Source organism: Janthinobacterium rivuli (assembly GCF_009208735.1).
Classification (GTDB): Bacteria; Pseudomonadota; Gammaproteobacteria; order Burkholderiales; family Burkholderiaceae_D; genus Janthinobacterium.
The window spans coordinates 232192-249026 of sequence record NZ_WFLJ01000009.1 but is presented as its reverse complement, the minus strand read 5'-3'; the positions used below and the strand labels follow the sequence as shown (position 1 = coordinate 249026).

General features: G+C 63.4%; 14 protein-coding genes and 1 pseudogene. 13 read left to right on the top strand and 2 right to left on the bottom strand.

The window, feature by feature from the left end; all coding sequences use genetic code 11:
* Nucleotides 1-3 precede the first annotated feature (3 nt).
* The 3 genes from ccsB to GCN78_RS14285 all read left to right on the top strand — a co-directional run bounded on the left by ccsB (nt 4) and on the right by GCN78_RS14285 (nt 2868).
* Complete coding sequence (gene ccsB, locus GCN78_RS14295) at nt 4-1155, top strand: c-type cytochrome biogenesis protein CcsB (protein ID WP_152252335.1); 1152 nt, start codon at nt 4-6, stop codon at nt 1153-1155.
* Nucleotides 1156-1227: 72 nt separating this feature from the next.
* A complete protein-coding gene (gene msrP, locus GCN78_RS14290; RefSeq protein WP_152252301.1) occupies nt 1228-2205 on the top strand; it encodes a protein-methionine-sulfoxide reductase catalytic subunit MsrP in 978 nt (325 codons plus the stop codon).
* Between the two features lie 9 nt (nt 2206-2214).
* On the top strand, nt 2215-2868 hold the full coding sequence (locus GCN78_RS14285; RefSeq protein ID WP_152252300.1) for a protein-methionine-sulfoxide reductase heme-binding subunit MsrQ: 654 nt from the start codon (nt 2215-2217) through the stop codon (nt 2866-2868).
* Here GCN78_RS14285 and lptM read toward each other — a convergent pair.
* Nucleotides 2865-3089, bottom strand: coding sequence for an LPS translocon maturation chaperone LptM (gene lptM, locus GCN78_RS29710; RefSeq protein ID WP_099409297.1), 225 nt, complete (start codon nt 3087-3089; stop codon nt 2865-2867). The two genes, GCN78_RS14285 and lptM, sit on opposite strands and share 4 nt — an antisense overlap.
* On the opposite strand from lptM, the gene cyaY reads away from it, so the two are divergent.
* Complete coding sequence (gene cyaY / locus GCN78_RS14275) at nt 3088-3417, top strand: iron donor protein CyaY (protein ID WP_092802037.1); 330 nt, start codon at nt 3088-3090, stop codon at nt 3415-3417. The two genes, lptM and cyaY, sit on opposite strands and share 2 nt — an antisense overlap.
* Nucleotides 3418-3483: 66 nt before the next feature.
* Here the strand turns inward: cyaY and GCN78_RS14270 are convergent, their stop codons facing one another.
* Nucleotides 3484-5829 carry a penicillin-binding protein 1A gene (locus tag GCN78_RS14270; RefSeq protein ID WP_152252299.1) on the bottom strand — a complete coding sequence of 782 codons (2346 nt, stop codon included), beginning with the start codon at nt 5827-5829 and terminating at the stop codon, nt 3484-3486.
* 292 nt (nt 5830-6121) lie between these two features.
* Between GCN78_RS14270 and pilM the strand changes: the two genes are divergently transcribed.
* From pilM to nrfD, 9 genes and pseudogenes are all read left to right on the top strand, one after another.
* The gene (pilM, locus tag GCN78_RS14265; protein WP_152252298.1) at nt 6122-6763 is read left to right on the top strand and encodes a pilus assembly protein PilM; all 642 of its coding nucleotides are present in this window, start codon (nt 6122-6124) and stop codon (nt 6761-6763) included.
* Nucleotides 6760-7308 carry a PilN domain-containing protein gene (locus tag GCN78_RS14260; RefSeq protein ID WP_152252297.1) on the top strand — a complete coding sequence of 183 codons (549 nt, stop codon included), beginning with the start codon at nt 6760-6762 and terminating at the stop codon, nt 7306-7308. Before pilM ends, GCN78_RS14260 begins: the two co-directional genes overlap by 4 nt.
* Nucleotides 7309-7323: 15 nt before the next feature.
* A complete protein-coding gene (locus tag GCN78_RS14255) occupies nt 7324-8355 on the top strand; it encodes a pilus assembly protein PilP (protein WP_152252296.1) in 1032 nt (343 codons plus the stop codon).
* A 92-nt stretch (nt 8356-8447) separates the two neighbouring features.
* A pseudogene (locus GCN78_RS14250) lies at nt 8448-9773 on the top strand (type IV pilus secretin PilQ); the annotation flags it as partial.
* Between the two features lie 55 nt (nt 9774-9828).
* The gene (locus tag GCN78_RS14245; RefSeq protein ID WP_226939638.1) at nt 9829-12066 is read left to right on the top strand and encodes a beta strand repeat-containing protein; all 2238 of its coding nucleotides are present in this window, start codon (nt 9829-9831) and stop codon (nt 12064-12066) included.
* 39 nt (nt 12067-12105) lie between these two features.
* Nucleotides 12106-13725, top strand: a complete 1620-nt coding sequence (aroKB, locus tag GCN78_RS14240; RefSeq protein WP_413465209.1) for a bifunctional shikimate kinase/3-dehydroquinate synthase AroKB — start codon at nt 12106-12108, stop codon at nt 13723-13725.
* Between the two features lies 1 nt (nt 13726).
* Nucleotides 13727-14863, top strand: coding sequence for a deoxyguanosinetriphosphate triphosphohydrolase (locus GCN78_RS14235; RefSeq protein WP_152252293.1), 1137 nt, complete (start codon nt 13727-13729; stop codon nt 14861-14863).
* 145 nt (nt 14864-15008) lie between these two features.
* On the top strand, nt 15009-15719 hold the full coding sequence (gene dsrO / locus GCN78_RS14230; protein WP_152252292.1) for a sulfate reduction electron transfer complex DsrMKJOP subunit DsrO: 711 nt from the start codon (nt 15009-15011) through the stop codon (nt 15717-15719).
* A gap of 3 nt (nt 15720-15722) precedes the next feature.
* On the top strand, nt 15723-16835 hold the full coding sequence (gene nrfD, locus GCN78_RS14225) for an NrfD/PsrC family molybdoenzyme membrane anchor subunit (protein ID WP_152252291.1): 1113 nt from the start codon (nt 15723-15725) through the stop codon (nt 16833-16835).

Genomic DNA, 16835 nt, shown 5'->3' with positions numbered 1-16835 from the left:
ATGATGGAATTGGCAAACAAGCAAATATATACGCAGGAACCAGGATTTTTCAAGCGCCTGAGCCTGATCGATTGGCTGTATGGCGCCGGCTTGCTGGCCGCCTCCCTGTTCGGCCTGATGCGCTTTGGCGCCTTCATGGATATCTATGAGAAGGCCATCCTGCTGGCCGCGGCGCCCACGTTCGCGTGGCTGGGCTGGCACTGGAAGCCCGTGCGCTGGCTGATTCCCCTGGCGGCTGTGCTGTCGCTGTTCGCCATCGAGCTGTACGCGGGCCACCTGGAGATGGCGAACCAGAAATTCTTCCTGAAGTACATCTTGTCGAGCCAGTCCGCCATCCTGTGGATGGGCACCCTGTTCGTGCTGTCGACCCTGTTCTACTGGATCGGCCTGGTGGCGCGCTCGGAATTCGGCTCCTCCGTCGGCTCCCTGCTGTGCTGGGCCGGCGTGGTGCTGGGCCTGACGGGCATGCTGGTGCGCTGGTACGAGTCTTACCTGATCGGCGCCGACGTGGGCCACATTCCCGTGTCGAACCTGTATGAAGTGTTCATCCTGTTTTCCTTGATCACGGCCATGTTCTATCTGTACTACGAGCAACATTATGCGACGCGCCAGCTGGGCGCCTTCGTCATGCTGGTCATTTCGGCGGCCGTCGTGTTCCTGATGTGGTACACGGTCACGCGCGACGCGGCCGAAATCCAGCCGCTGGTGCCGGCCCTGCAAAGCTGGTGGATGAAGATCCATGTGCCGGCCAACTTCATCGGCTATGGTACGTTCGCCCTGTCGGCCATGGTGGCGGCGGCCTATCTGCTCAAATCGAGCGGCTACCTGGTCGACCGCCTGCCGTCGCTGGAAGTGCTCGACGACGTGATGTACAAGGCCATTTCCGTCGGCTTCGCTTTCTTCACGGTAGCGACCATCCTGGGCGCCTTGTGGGCAGCCGAGGCATGGGGCGGCTACTGGTCGTGGGACCCGAAGGAAACGTGGGCGCTGATCGTTTGGCTCAACTATGCAGCCTGGCTGCACATGCGATTGATGACGGGCTTGCGTGGCCGCGTCGCCTCGTGGTGGGCGCTGGTGGGTCTGCTGGTGACGACGTTCGCGTTTTTGGGCGTGAATATGTTCCTTTCCGGCCTGCACTCTTACGGAAAGCTTTAATGACAGAAGCGTCATGAACGGCCCGGGAAAACTGGTGTAAGGTACATTCAATCACCTTTTCCCGGAGCCGCCATGTTGATCAAGCGCAGTCCCAACGGCATTGAGTTGCCGTATTCTTCCGAAATCACGCCACGCGCCGTGTTCGAATCGCGTCGCAGCTTCATCAAGCAAGTGGCGCTGGGCTCGATGTCCAGCGCAGCCTTGCTGGAAATGGCCAGCCGCGAAGCCTTCGCGCAAGGCACGAATCCCAAGCTGGCTGCCAAACTCAATCCCGCCTATTCGGCGCTGGAAAAGCAGACGGCCTATAAAGACGCCACCAGCTACAACAATTTCTACGAATTCGGCACGGACAAGAGCGACCCGGCGCAAAACGCGGGCACCTTGCGCACGCGGCCGTGGACGGTCAGCATCGAAGGCGAAGTGAAAAAGCCGATGACCCTGGACCTCGATGCCTTGTTGAAGCTGGCGCCGCTGGAAGAGCGCGTGTACCGGCTGCGTTGCGTGGAGGGCTGGTCGATGGTCATCCCGTGGGTCGGTTACTCCTTCTCGGAAATTATCAAGAAGGTCGAGCCGACGGGCAATGCCAAGTACGTGGAATTCATCACCCTGGCCGACAAGAAACAGATGCCTGGCGTGGGCAGCCGCGTGCTGCAGTGGCCGTATACGGAAGGCTTGCGCATCGACGAAGCGAACCATCCGCTGGCGTTGCTGACCCTGGGCATGTATGGCGAAACCTTGCCCAACCAGAATGGCGCGCCCGTGCGCATGGTGTTACCGTGGAAATATGGTTTCAAGTCCGCCAAATCCATCGTCAAGATCCGTTTCGTCAAGGAACAGCCGCGCACGTCCTGGAACCTGTCGGCGCCGTCCGAATACGGTTTTTACTCGAACGTGAACCCGAACGTCGATCATCCGCGCTGGTCACAAGCTTCCGAGCGGCGCATCGGCGAAGACGGTTTTCTCACGCGCAAGCGCAAGACCCTGATGTTCAACGGCTACAACGACGTGGCCTCGCTGTATACGGGCATGGACCTGAAGAAATTCTTTTAAGGACAGACCATGGCCATCAACCCCACGAGCAAACAGCTGTCGCTGCTGAAAAGCCTGATCTTCCTGCTGGCGCTGCTGCCGTTCGCACGCATGGTCTGGCTGACGTACACGGGGCAGTTGGTGGAGCCGCTGGAATTCATCACGCGCGGCACGGGCGACTGGACCCTGTATTTCTTGTGCATCAGCCTGGCGGTCACGCCTTTGCGGCGCTTCACGCAGTGGAATTGGCTGATCAAGCTGCGGCGCATGCTGGGCCTGTTCGCGTTTTTCTACGCGACATTGCACTTCACCACTTTCTTATGGTTCGATCACTTCTTTGATGTGCAGGAAATGTGGAAGGATGTGCTCAAGCGCCCGTTCATCACGGTGGGCTTCATCGCCTTCGTGCTGCTCATTCCGCTGGCCGTGACGAGCACGAACGGCATGGTGAAAAGCCTGGGGGGCAAGCGCTGGCAGTGGCTGCACCGGCTGATCTATGTTATCGCACCGCTGGGCATCCTGCACTTCTGGTGGATGAAGGCGGGCAAGCACAATTTCGCGCAACCGATACTATTCGGTGCCATCGTCGCGGTACTGCTGTTAATTCGCGTGTATTTCGCCTGGAGCAAGCGAGTCAAAAGCGCCAGGGCGGCGCATGTCGCCACCTCGGTGCGTTCCGTTTAGGTGGCCGGCACGATGACCGGTGGCGGCGGCACGGGCGCCGGTTCGACGGGGCCTTTGGCCGGTGCGCCCTTGGCCGCTGGCGGCTTGGGCAGGTACAGGGGACCGGGCTGGCCGCAGCCGGCCAGGACGCTAGAGACCACAATGGCAATGCCGATATAAAACGCTGAGGATGACTTCACGATTAGAATCACGGTTTGATTAAGATCTTTGGAGTGTAGCATGAGCGAATCGGAATTCCTGGCCCTGGCCGAAGCCACCCTGACCCAGATCGAGGCGGCGCTGGACCGGCTGAACGATGAAGACGTGCTCGACGTCGAATGCAGCCGCAGCGGCAATGTGCTGGAAATCGAATTCATCGATAACGGCACGAAAATTATCGTCAATAGCCAGGCCCCCATGCGAGAAATGTGGGTGGCGGCCCGTTCCGGCGGCTTTCACTACAAGCGCGTTGGCGACGAGTGGATCAATACGCGCGACGGCTCCGAACTGTTTGCGGCCCTGTCCAGCATGGCCAGCGAGCAGGCGGGTGCGCCCGTGGTACTGAAGTAATTGTTTTAGCCGCGCGCAATAAAAAAGGGCAGACTGTTCAGTCCGCCCTTTTTGCATGATTACCGCTTAAAACAATTCATTTTTCACGGCTTCCTTGGCTTTCTCTTCCTCCGGCGTGCCGCGCGCGGCGCCTTCCAGGCTGCCCACGCCCGTGCCCGGTGGATTTTCCGCATAGTAATACTCGTCGCCCACGTGGATCAGGCCTTCCGGCACGGCGCGTTCCTCGACGGGAATGCTTTTCAGGGCTTTCGCCATGTAGCTGATCCAGATCGGCAAGGCCAGGCCGCCGCCCGTTTCCCGGTTGCCCAGGTTGCGCGGCTGGTCGTAGCCGATCCAGGCGATGCCCACCAGCTTGGCCTGGTAGCCGGCGAACCACGCGTCGATGGAATCGTTGGTCGTGCCCGTCTTGCCGGCCAGGTCAGGGCGCTTCAAGGCCATGGCCTTGTTCGCCGTGCCGAAGCGCACGACGTCGTTGAGCATGCTGTTCATCATGAAGGCGTTGCGCTCGTCGATGACACGGTTGGCTTCCTCGCCCGCCAGGTCCGGCTTGGCTTGCGACAGGATATTGCCATCGCTATCGGTCACCTTGGCGATCAGATACGGGTTGATCTTGTAGCCGCCGTTGGCGAACACGGCATACGCGCCCGCCATCTGCAGCGGCGTCACGTTGCCGGCGCCCAGGGCCAGGGTCAGGTAGGGCGGGTTCTTGTCCGCGTCAAAGCCGAAACGCGTCGCGTATTCCTGGCCGTACTTGGCGCCGATCTTGTGCAGGATGCGGATGGAAATCATGTTTTTCGATTTCATCAGACCCTTGCGCATGGTCATCGGACCATCGTATTTGCTGTCGTAGTTCTTCGGTTCCCACGCCTGGCCGCCCGTCTGGCCCGCGTCAAATGAAATCGGCGCATCGTTGATGATGGTGGCCGGCGACAGGCCCCGTTCCAGCGAGGCGGAATAGATGAAGGGCTTGAAGGCGGAACCGGGCTGGCGCCACGCCTGCGTGACGTGGTTGAACTTGTTGCGGTTGTAATCGAAGCCGCCCACCATGGCGCGGATGGCGCCGTCCGTGGTGCTGGCCGAGACGAACGCCGATTGCACTTCCGGCATCTGCGTCAAGACCCAGGCATTGCCCTCCTGCATGACGCGGATCACGGCGCCGCGCTTGATGCGGCGGTTCGGCGCCGCTTTTTCCGACAGCCAGGCCGCGCCGAAGGTCAGGCCGGGGCCGGTAATGGTGATTTCCTCGCCGGCCGAGGTGACTGCCTGCAAGGACTTGGGCGACGCTTGCAGCACCATGGCGGCGATGATGTCGTCGCTGTCCGGATGGTCGGCCAGTTCCGTTTCGATCGCGTCATCCGCTTCGGCCTTGGTTTTTGGAATCTCGATGTAGGCTTCCGGGCCGCGGTAACCGTGGCGTTTCTCGTAATCCATCACGCCCTTGCGCAAGGCGATGTAGGCGGCGTCCTGGTCGGCCTTGGTGATGGTGGTGTAGACGTTCAGGCCGCGCGTATAGGTATCTTCCTTGAATTGCTCGTAGACGAGCTGGCGCGCCATTTCCGACACGTATTCCGCGTGCACGCCGAAGGCGCTGCTGTCGGTTTTCACTTTCAGCTCTTCATTTTTCGCTTCTTCGTATTGCGCCGGCGTGATGTAGCCCAGCTGTGCCATGCGCTGCAGGATGTATTGCTGGCGCATGCGCGCGCGTTTCGGATTGACGACGGGATTGTAGGCGGACGGCGCCTTCGGCAAGCCGGCCAGCATGGCCGCTTCGGCCACGGTCAGGTCCTGGATATTCTTGCCGAAATAGATTTGCGCGGCCGAGGCGAAGCCGTAGGCGCGCTGTCCCAGATAAATCTGGTTCATATACACTTCGAGGATCTGGTCCTTGCTGAGGTTTTTCTCGATCTTCCAGGCCAGCAAGACTTCATATGCCTTGCGTTTCAAGGTCTGTTCGCTGGACAGGAAGAAGTTGCGCGCCACCTGTTGCGTGATGGTCGAGGCGCCTTGCTTGGCACCGCCCGTCAGGTTGTGCAGCGCCGCGCGCGTGATGCCCAGGTAATCGACGCCGCCATGTTCATAGAAGCGGTCATCTTCGATGGCCAGCACGGCTTTCTTCATGACATCGGGAATATCCTTGATGTGCACCATGTTGCGCCGCTCTTCGCCGAACTCGCCGATCAGCACACTGTCGGACGTGAACACGCGCAGCGGCATCTTTGGCTTGTAATCGGTCAGGGTATCGAGCGCCGGCAGGTTCGGATAGGCCATGGCCAGGCCAAAGACCACCAGCAAGACGCCGACGATGCCCAGGCCCAGCAGCGATACCAGGGCCATCAGCAGGAAACGTTTGGGTTTGCTGCCCTTGGCGGGCGGCTTCGAGCCAGCGGGGGCGGCGGATTTTGAAGATGTCATGCGTCGTATGTCTTTCGGTTAATTATGCCGGCCAATTATAAGCGAGCTTGCCGGGGTGGCAGCGCGCCGTGGCGCTTGCCGGGGGGACAGTCGGAACTTGCCGATACTCTATATAAGCGTGTATTGGCCCGCTGGCAACCAGGATTTGGTAACAATTATTCTGCGCCAGATCAGGGCCCGGCAAGATAGGCGCCGCACGCCGCAGGCTCCGGCGTGAAATCCATTTACAAGCCAGCGCTGCCGGGACTAGGCTTTCGGATGGCGCTCACTCCTCCCACGCTCACGTTTCTCCATGAAAAACATGTCCGTCAGCAATTTTCTTGGCATCGGCTTGCTGGGCGTCGATATCGCGGACGATGCCGTGCGCATGGTGGAGTTGAGGCGCCGGCGGGGAAAACTGTCGTGCCGGCATTGCGGCGCCGCCGCGCTGGCCCCCGGCGTGATATTGGAGGGCAATGTCGAGGACATGGCGGGCCTGGCCGATGCCTTGCGCCAGGCCCACCGCGACAGTGGCAGCGCCTGCACGCGGGTGGCGCTGGCCATGCCGGCCACGGCCCTGATCACGCATGCGCTCCGTCTGCCCGCCGGATTGCCGGAGGAACAGCTGGAAATCCTCGTGGAACTGGAAGCGGCGCAATACATGCCGTTTGCGCTGGAAGACGCCAGCCTGGATTTCTTCATTCTCGGCCCCACGCCGCCGCTGGCCGGAGCGCCAGGCAAGGAGGTCGAGGTGTTGCTGGTGGCGGCGCGGCGCGCCAGCGTGCTGCGCCGTATCGAGGCGGCGACGGCGGCGGGCTTGCTGGCCGTCGTCATGGATAGCGAGGCGCTGGCCTTGCAGGCGGCGCTCGCGCAGGGGGGCTGGCAAGTCTTGCCCGACGGTGGCGTGCCCTACCAGCTGGCCTGGGGCCTGGCCTTGCACCGGTACGCCCGATGATGCGCCTGACGCAAGTGCAACGCATCAACCTGTTGCCATATCGCCAGGCGGCACGACGCCGGCGAATTCAGCTGTTGCTGTGGCAACTGGCGGGCGGGGCGCTGCTGGGATTGCTGCTGGCCCTGGCGACGGGCGCCTGGCTGCAACACCAGCTCGACGCGCAGCTGCGCCGCCAGGAGGGCTGGCGCAGTGCCATGCAGCAAGTCGATGCCGTCCTCGCCAGCGGCAAGCGGGTGCGGGGCGAAACGGCGGCGCTGTTGCTGCGCCAGCAGGCCATGGCCCGTTTGCAGGAGCAGCGCAATGCCTGGGTGCGCATGCTGGACGCGCTGGCCCGGGCGATGCCGGCCGGCGTGACCTTGCATAGCGTGCGCCAGGAAACAGCAATGGTGCGCTTGCAGGGGCAGGCCGTGTCGCAGGACAAGGTCGCGGCACTGCTGCTGGCGCTGGAGCAGGCGGCGCCCTGGTCCCGCCCGGCATTGGTGGAAGTGCGCGGCGCGGCCGATGGCGCCGTGGAATGGACGGTACGGCTGGCTTTGGCACCCTAATCCAGGAGGTTGATCATGCTGAGCTTGAAGACCGCGTCGCTGTGGCCGCTACCTGCGCGCCTCGCTTGCGCCGCCCTGGCCGCTACGCTGGTGGCGGCCCTGCTGCACCTGGCGTGGCTCGATGGACTGCGTGCGGCCCTGCAGGTGGCGCAAGGCGAGCAGGCCCGCTTGCGCGCCGCCCATCTGTCGGCGCAGGCCAGGGCGACGCAGTTGCCGCAATGGCGCGCACAGCAGCGCCAGGCCGGCGCCGAGCTGGCCTTGCTGGAACAGCAACTGCCCGACCAGCAAGCGATGGCGCTGCTGTTGACGCAGATTAATGACGCAGGTCAGTCGCGCGGGCTGCAATTTTCCCTGTTCAAGCCGGGCGCGGCCCGACCGCAGGCGCCGTATGTCGCCTTGCCGATCGCGATACAGTTGCGCGGCGGCTATCACGCCATGGGCGCGCTGCTGGCGGACCTGGCGCGCCTGCCGCGCATCGTCACGGTGCACGAACTGGCCTTGACCCTCGGCAAGGATCGTCTGCTGACCCTCGACGCCGTGCTGCAATCGTATCGCTTGCCCGCAGCGGGGGAGCTGGCGGCGCAAGCGGCTCTGGCGCCCAAAGCGGATGCGCCAGCCGCCGCGCCGGCATGGCGTCCGCTTGCCGCTGTCGCGCCGTACTCTTATGCGGCCGCCGCCCTGGCCGATCCTTTTGCTGCCTTGCCGCCGGCCGGTGCGCCGGGGCAGCGGGGCGCTGTGGCGGGGCCCGACCCGCGCCGCGTGCGCGAACCGCTGGAAAGCGTGGCCTTGCCGGGCATCAGCATGGTCGGCAGCGTGCAACAGGACGGTCGCCTGAGCGCGTTGCTGCTGGCGGGCCAGCGCGTGTACCGGGTGGCGGTGGGCCAGTATCTGGGGCAAGACCACGGCGTGGTGACGGACATCAGTCAACAGGCCGTGCAGTACCGTGAATTGTTGCGCGAGGCCGATGGTCCCTGGCGCGAGCGGCGCGGCAGCCTGGCCTTGCAAGTGACGGGGGCAAAGGCCAGCCTGCCCGAGGCGGCGCCATGAGGCCGCGCCGCATGCTCGTGGCCGCCATGCTGTGTCTGCATGCCGACGGCCTGGCCCAGGAAGCCGTGGTACACGTGTCGGCCCCGCGCTTGTACGCTGGCGAGAAGATTTCCGTCGATTTCCAGAACGTGGGCGTGCGCGCCGCCCTGCACATCCTGGCCGATGCGTCTGGGCAAAACATCATCGCCAGCGACAGCGTGGCGGGCAATGTGACCCTGCGCCTGCGCGACTTGCCGTGGGACCAGGCGCTCGACGTGCTGCTGCAGGCCAAGGGCCTCGACATGCGGCGCAACGGCAACGTGCTGTGGATCGCGCCGCGCGAGGAAATGCTGGCGCGCGAAAAGCTGGAGCTCGAAACGCGCGCGCAGATCGCCGAGCTGGAACCGCTGCAATCGGCCATCTTCCAGCTCAATTACCAGAAGGCCGAAGCATTCCGCACCGTGTTCGGTCTCGATGCGGGGGAAGGGCGCAGCCGCTTGCTGTCGCGCCGTGGCAGCGTGCTGATCGAGCCGCGCACCAACCAGCTGTTCGTCACCGACGTGCCGGCGCGCCTGGAACAGATCCGGCAGCTGATCGCCAAGACAGATATTGCTACGCGACAAGTGATGATCGAGGCGCGCATCGTCGAGGCGAACGACAGTTTCAGCCGCAACCTGGGCGCGCGCCTGGGTTTTACGGACCAGCGCCTGGCGGCGGGCCAGCTGCCCGGCTTTTCCCTGGGCGGCAGCGGGCGCCGCGCGGCCATCGGCGGCAGCTATCAGGGCGTGGGCGAGGCGACGGGGCAAACGGTGGCAGGCAGCGGCGCCTTCGTGCCGAATACGCAATTCGTCAACTTGCCGGCCGCCAGCATCAATGGCTTGCAGCCGGCCAGTTTCGCCCTGAGCCTGTTTTCGGCGGCCGCCAACCGCTTTTTGAACCTGGAACTGTCGGCACTGGAAGCGGATGGCAGGGGCAAGATCATTTCCAGCCCTCGCGTGGTGACGGCCGACAAGGTGCTGGCGCTGATCGAGCAGGGCATCGAACTGCCGTACCAGGTGGCCACCAGCAGCGGCGCCACGTCGATCACCTTCCGCAAGGCGAATCTGCGCCTCGAAGTGACGCCGCAGATCACGCCGGACGGCAATGTGGTGCTGGAAGTGGACGTCAACAAGGACAGCGTGGGCCAGGAAACCCGTTCCGGCTTCGCCATCGACACCAAGCACGTGCGCACGCAGGTGATGGTGGAGGACGGCGGCACGGTGGTGCTGGGCGGCATCTATCAGCAATCGGAACGGGGTACGGACAGCAAGGTGCCGATTCTTGGCGACATCCCCGTGCTCGGTGTTTTTTTCCGCAGCACGGGCCGCAGTCAAGAAAAAACGGAACTGATGGTGTTTATTACGCCGAAAATAGTGGCAGATCGGCCAGCAACACGTTAATGTCACATCTTTACGTTTAAGTAACAATGCAAACGAAAGCGGACTGATGGCGACTATGCGGAATGTATCTTGGGGCAACACTTATTGGAGTCGGGTATCGAATTGGCTGGTCTTGCTGGCGCTGGGCGCCTTGCTGGCCGCGTGTGGCGGCGGTGGCGGCGATCCGACCCTGGGCGTCAAGGATGGCGCCAATGCCGGCGTTGGCAGTGTGGTATTGGTTGCTGGTGCAACAACGATTGTTGCTTCGGGCGCGGATGGCACGGAAGTCGTGCTGACAGTCGTGGTGAAAAATCCTGGCAATAATGCCATGACAGGCCAGACGGTGACCTTCACCGCCAGTTCCGGCATCATCAGCAATACCAATCGCGTGACGGATGCCAATGGCACGGTGACGGAAAAACTCAGCGTGAAAGGCGATGCGAGCTTGCGCGACATTACCATCAAGGCCAGCAGCGGCGGCGTTGAATCGGCTCCCGTGGTGGTGAAAGTAGTGCCCGTCACCTCCGGCATTGCCAGCTTGCTGCTGACGTCTTCCGGTGGCACGCTTGCTTCGTCGGGCGGTACCGCCGTCAACGTGATCGCCTTTGTCAAAGATGCCAACAATGCCGTCGTGCCCAATGCCAGCGTGACGTTCGCCGCCGATTCGGGCGCGCTTGGCGCGACCAAGGTCAGCACCAATGCGCAGGGACAGGCGCAGGTCAGCCTGAATACAGGTGGCGATGCCAGTTTGCGCACGATCAAGGTCACGGCCAGCGCAGGCGCGCAAACGGCCAGCACGGACATCGGCGTCAGCGGCACCCGGCTGGTCATCAATGCCTTTTCGACGGTGAACCTGAAGACGAGCACCGACATGGTGGTCAAGCTGGTCGACTCGAGCGGCAATCCCCTCGTCGGCAAGCCGGTCACCTTCAGCGCGCGCAGCAATGCCATCACGGTCAAGGGCGGCGGCGCCAGTCCCGCGTTGACCGACAACAACGGCCAGCTGGTGTTGAGCTACAACGCCCAGGCGGGCAGCAGCGACAGCATCAGCGTCAAGGCGCAGGGCGACAGCGTTGTGTTGCCAATTACAATTAATGCATCGAACTTCACGATCAATGCCGTGTCGGGCGGCAATGTGGCGTTGACCGCCCTGAACACGAACACCTGTTATGCCGTGACGGTGCATAGCGATGTGGCTGGCGTGCCACAAACGGGCAATGTGCGTTTCAGTACGTCGCGCGGTGCCATCTACCAGGATGCCGCCTGCGGCACGCCATTGCAGGCGCCGCTGGCGCTGGTGGGAGGCAATGCCATCGCCTACGTACAGGCCAGCGGCGCCGGCCTGACCGCCCTGACGGCGCAGTACGAAGGCAGCGGCGCCTCGGTACAGTCGGAAGTGGAGTTCGTTGCGCCATTGACGGCCCAGTCCACGATTAGCCTGCAAGCCGACCCGGCGGTCATCGGCGCCAATACGGCCGGCAGCACGGCGCAGCGCAGTGCCTTGCGCGCCATCGTGCGCGATGGCACGGTGGAAAACAACCTGGTCAAGAATGCCCAGGTGAGCTTTTCGATCCAGGCCGATGCCAGCAATGGTTCCCTGAGTTCGCCTTCGCTGGTCGTCACCGACAGCGACGGCGTGGCCACGGTCAGCTACATCGCGGGGCAGGGCACCACCGGTGTCGATGGCGTCGTTGTCAAGGCGCAACTGCAGGGCGTGTCGAGCAATGCCGCCACGGTCAAGCTGACGGTGACGAAAAAGTCGCTGTTCATCAGCGCCGGCAGCGGCAATGCGCTCGACGCCTCCGACAGCAGCACCTATCGCAAGACGTATAGCGTGTTTGTGACGGACGCCGCCGGTAACCCCGTGCCGGACGTGATCATCACGGCCGCCGCCTGGCCCCGCTATTATTACAAAGGCTATCTGCAATATTCCCAGAGTGCCCAGTCGTGGATCGTCGTGAGGACCGCGAACGCCTGTGACAATGAAGACCGGGACCGCAGCGGCACCTTCAATCCGAATAACGACTTCAACCTCAATGGCCGTCTCGACCCGGGCATTCCGCTCAATTTGTCGACCGGCGGCAAGACCGACAGCTCGGGAACTGCGATCGTCACCCTGACTTATCCGCGCGACAGGGCCAACTGGCTGGACGTCGAATTGACGATTCGTGGCAATAGTTCCGGGACGGAGGCAACTTATGTCGGTTACACTTTGCTTCCGGGGCTGGCTACGGACTTTAACCGCGTGGATGTTTCACCTCCAGGCGTCCTGAGTCCGTATGGGCAAGCCACTGATTGTCGTAATCCAAATTAACTGTCGCAGCACATGCAAAATCTGTTTTTAGTAGGCCTCATGGGCGCAGGAAAAACCACGATCGGGCGCATCCTGGCCCGCAAGCTGGGCTTGCGCTTTGTCGATTCCGACCACGAAATCGAGGCACGCACGGGAGCGACCATCCCGTGGATCTTTGAAATCGAGGGCGAGGCCAGCTTTCGCCGGCGCGAGGCCGAGGTGATCCGCGACCTGAGCGCCCAGGAAGGCATTGTCATGGCCACCGGCGGCGGGGCCATCCTCAACGCCGACAGCCGCGCCTATCTGAAGGAGCGGGGCACGGTCGTCTACCTGCGCGCCAGCGTCAGCAACATTCTCGCGCGCACCAGCCATGACAAGAACCGCCCGCTGCTGCAGACGGCGGACCCGCGCAAAAAACTCGAGGAATTGACGTCGCAGCGCGAGCCCCATTACATGGAAGTGGCCGACATTGTGATCGACACGGGCCGTCCTAACGTACAATCGATGGTTCAGACCATCCTGATGCAGCTGGCCAGCCTCGAATGCGAGGCCTCGCCCAACTGCGTCATTCATGCAGAGCCTTCGATGAACGAGCAATCCAAAATGTTGTTGAGCGTAGACCTCGACGAGCGCAGTTATCCGATCGCCATCGGTCCCGGCCTGCTGGCCGACGCCGATGCGCTGCTGCGCCATATCAGCGGCCACAAGGTGGCCATCGTCACCAATACCACCGTCGCGCCGCTGTACCTGGGCCGCCTGCAGGCGGCGCTGGCCAGCGATGGCCGCGAAGTGATCTGTATCGTCTTGCCGGACGGCGAAGAATATAAGAACTGGGCCAGCCTGATGCAGATCTTCGACGCGCTGCTGGCCAACAAATGCGACCGCAAGACCACCCTGGTGGCGCTGGGCGGCGGCGTGATCGGCGACCTGACCGGCTATGCGGCGGCCAGCTACATGCGCGGCATCGGCTTCGTGCAGGTGCCCACCACCCTGCTGGCGCAGGTCGATTCCTCCGTCGGCGGCAAGACGGGCATCAACCACCCGCTGGGCAAGAACATGATCGGCGCCTTCTACCAGCCGCGCGCCGTGATCGCCGACACCTCGACCCTGGAAACCCTGCCGGCGCGCGAGCTGTCGGCCGGCCTGGCCGAAGTGATCAAGCATGGCGCCATCATCGACGCGGCGTTTTTCGACTGGATCGAGGCGAACATGGCCAAGCTGATGGCGCGCGACAAGGGCGCCCTCGCGTATGCCATCGCCCGCTCGTGCGAAATCAAGGCCGACGTGGTGCGCCAGGACGAGCGCGAAGGCGGCTTGCGCGCCATCCTGAACTTCGGCCACACCTTCGGCCACGCCATCGAGGCGGGCCTCGGCTACGGCCACTGGCTGCACGGCGAAGCCGTCGGCTGCGGCATGGTGATGGCGGCCGACCTGTCTTGCCGCATGGGCTATATCGACCAGGCGGCCGTCGAGCGCGTGCGCCAACTCGTCGCCGCCGCCGGCCTGCCCGTGAAGGCGCCGGATCTGGGCGTGGAGCGCTGGCTGGAACTGATGGAAGTGGACAAGAAGAACGAGGGCGGCGCCATCAAGTTCATCCTCTTGAAACCGTTGGGCAGCCCGTGCATCACGTCCGCGCCGCACGAACTGGTGCTGGCCACCCTGGCCGCCGGAGTGCAATAGCATGCTGCCGGAAGACTTCCTCGCTCCGTACGCGGCCCATTCGGCACAGGGGCAGGGACGTCGCTTTGCCGAGGCGCCGCACGCCTCGCGCAGCCAGTTCCAGCGCGACCGCGACCGCATCATCCATTCCTCGGCCTTCCGCCGCCTCGAATACAAGACCCAGGTTTTCCTCAACCACGAGGGAGACCTGTTCCGCACGCGCCTGACGCACAGCCTGGAAGTGGCGCAAGTGGGGCGCTCCATCGCGCGCAACCTGCGCCTGAACGAAGACCTGGTCGAAGCCATCGCGCTCGCGCATGACCTGGGCCACACGCCGTTCGGCCACGTGGGCCAGGATGTGCTCAATGAATGCATGCAGGCGCACGGCGGCTTCGAGCACAACCTGCAAAGCCTGCGCGTGGTCGACACGCTGGAAGAGCATTACGGCGCCTTCGATGGCTTGAACCTGATGTTCGAGACGCGCGAAGGCATCTTGAAACACTGCTCGTTGGCGCATGCGCGCGAACTGGGCCCTGTGGCGCAGCGCTTCATCGACCGCACGCAACCGACCCTGGAAGCGCAGCTGACCAACCTGGCCGATGAAATCGCCTACAACAGCCACGATATCGACGACGGCCTGCGCTCCGGCCTGATCACCATCGCCCAGCTGGAAGAGGTGGAGTTCTTCGGCCGCCTGTGGCGCGACGTGCAGCAGGCGTTTCCCGGCCTGTCGGGCCGGCGCGCCATCTACGAAACCCTGCGCCGCCTGATCACGGCCCTGGCCGACGATCTGATCGTCACGTCGAATGCCCTGATCCTCGACGCCGCTCCCCGAGACGTCAGCGAAGTGCGCGCCAGCCCGCCATTGATCCGTTTTTCGGACGCCATGCGCAAGGATGCAACGGAGCTGAAACGCTTCTTGAGGGCGAACCTGTACCGCCACTACCAGGTCAACCGCATGCGCGTCAAAGCGAGCCGCATCGTGCGCGAACTGTACGACAGCTTCATGGCCGAACCGGCCCTGCTGCCGCCCGACTATCAGGTCAATGGCGATGATGTGACCAAGCAGGCGCGCAAGATCGCCGACTACATCGCCGGCATGACGGACCGCTACGCGATCCGCGAGCATCGCCGGCTGTATTCGCTCGACGAGCTGTAAGCGCATTACCCCCATTCATTGCGCCTGTCAATTGGCATGATCATCTAGGTCACCACCCGATCACCCCAATACCCCCGCAGCACCTTCTTTTCTATCATGGCAGCAAGTCAACAAGGGCTTGCCGCCCATAGTCAAGGAGAGTGTCATGATTGAATCGCGCCGCAGTTTCTTGCGCGCCTTGCCAGCCGTAACCATCGGCGCGGCCATCGCGCCGCTGCCCGGCAAGGCCGCCACCAAGGGCGAAGGCGGCCAGCGCTGGGCGATGGTGGTCGACGTACAGAAATGCATCGGCTGCCAGGCTTGTACCGTCTCCTGCATCATGGAAAACGCCGTGCCGGAAAACAGCTTCCGCACCGTCGTCTCGACCTATGAAGTCAAGGAAGAGAACCGCTGCGGTACCTACATGCTGCCGCGCCTGTGCAACCACTGCGCCAATCCCCCCTGCATTCCCGTCTGTCCCGTGGGCGCCACCTTCCAGCGCAAGGATGGCGTCGTCGTCGTCGACGGCGACCGCTGCGTGGGCTGCGCCTACTGCGTGCAAGCCTGTCCGTACGACGCGCGCTTCATCAACCACGAGACGGGCAAGGCCGACAAATGCACGTTCTGCGCGCACCGCGTCGACGAAGGCTTGCTGCCGGCCTGCGTGGAAACCTGCGTGGGCGGCGCGCGCATCTTCGGCGACCTGAATGACCCGGACAGCATGGTGCATCAGCTGCTCACCGAGAACAAGGTGAAGGTGCTCAAACCCGAGCAGGGCACCCAGCCCCACGTGTTCTACCTGGGACTCGATACGCGCTTCGCCGGCCACGTCGAGGGCGAAGCGACACTTTGGCAACCGAGCAAACACGGGAAATAAACCATGGACAGCCACATCACCGAAATTCTCAACGTCACGCGCGAAGCGGCATGGCTGCCGTGGGCGGTGCAGTATTTTTTCCTCATCGGCCTCAGTTACGGCAGCTTCATGCTGACCCTGCCGTACTTCGTTTTCGGCCGCAAGGCGTATGAGCGCCTGGGACGCATCGCGCTGCTGGCGTCCCTCGTCTGCGGCGTGACGGCGCCCGTGGCGCTGCTGGCCGACTTGCACGGGCCGGGCCGCTTCTACCATTTCTATATTTACTTCCAGCCACAGTCGTGGATGTCGTGGGGCTCGTTCTTCATCCCCCTGTATCTGGGCTGTTTGATGCTGTACGCCTGGCTGGCGCTGCGCAGCGACTTCGCCGCGCGGGGGCAGGGCCAGGACCGTCTGGCCTTCGCCTATCGCCTGCTGGGGCGCGGTGGCGCCGCTTCCTTGCGGGCCATCCGCATCGCCGCCGCCTTCACCTTGCTCGCCGCCTTTGTCGTCGGACTGTACACGGGCATGGAAGTGATGGTGGTGCGCGCCAGGCCCCTGTGGTTCACGCCTTTCCTGCCGGCGCAATTTGCTGCCACGGCCTTTGTCGGGGCGGTGGGCCTGGCGCTGCTGTTCAACCGCTTCCTGCCGGGCCGCGACCAGGCGCTGGAGGTGTCCTTGAACCGCGCGCTGGCCCTGTCGCTGGCGCTGGTGCTGGCGCTGGGCGGCGGCTGGCTGTTCGTCAGCCTGTCCGGCGTGAGCGCCAGCCACAGCATGGCCTTCACCCAGGTGGCGGGCATGCCGCAATGGCAGTTCACGGCCGTGTGGGCCGTGCTGTCGTCCATCGTGCCGATGGCCCTGGCCATCTGGCGCCCTGCCAGCAGCGGCCTGGTCAACGGCCTGATCGCGCTGCACAGCGCGTGGATGATGCGCTGGACGATTTTCATCGGCGGCCAGACGATCCCGAAAACGGGCGCGGGCCTGTACGACTACCACCTGCCGATGGGGAACGATGGCTTGATGGGGATCATCGGCACGGCCGGCCTGTGGATCGCGCTGCTGTTGCTGATGCTGGAATTTTTGCCATGGGCCGGACGCGTCGTCGCCGCACGCAGCCGTCCCGCCATGGCCACGCACTGA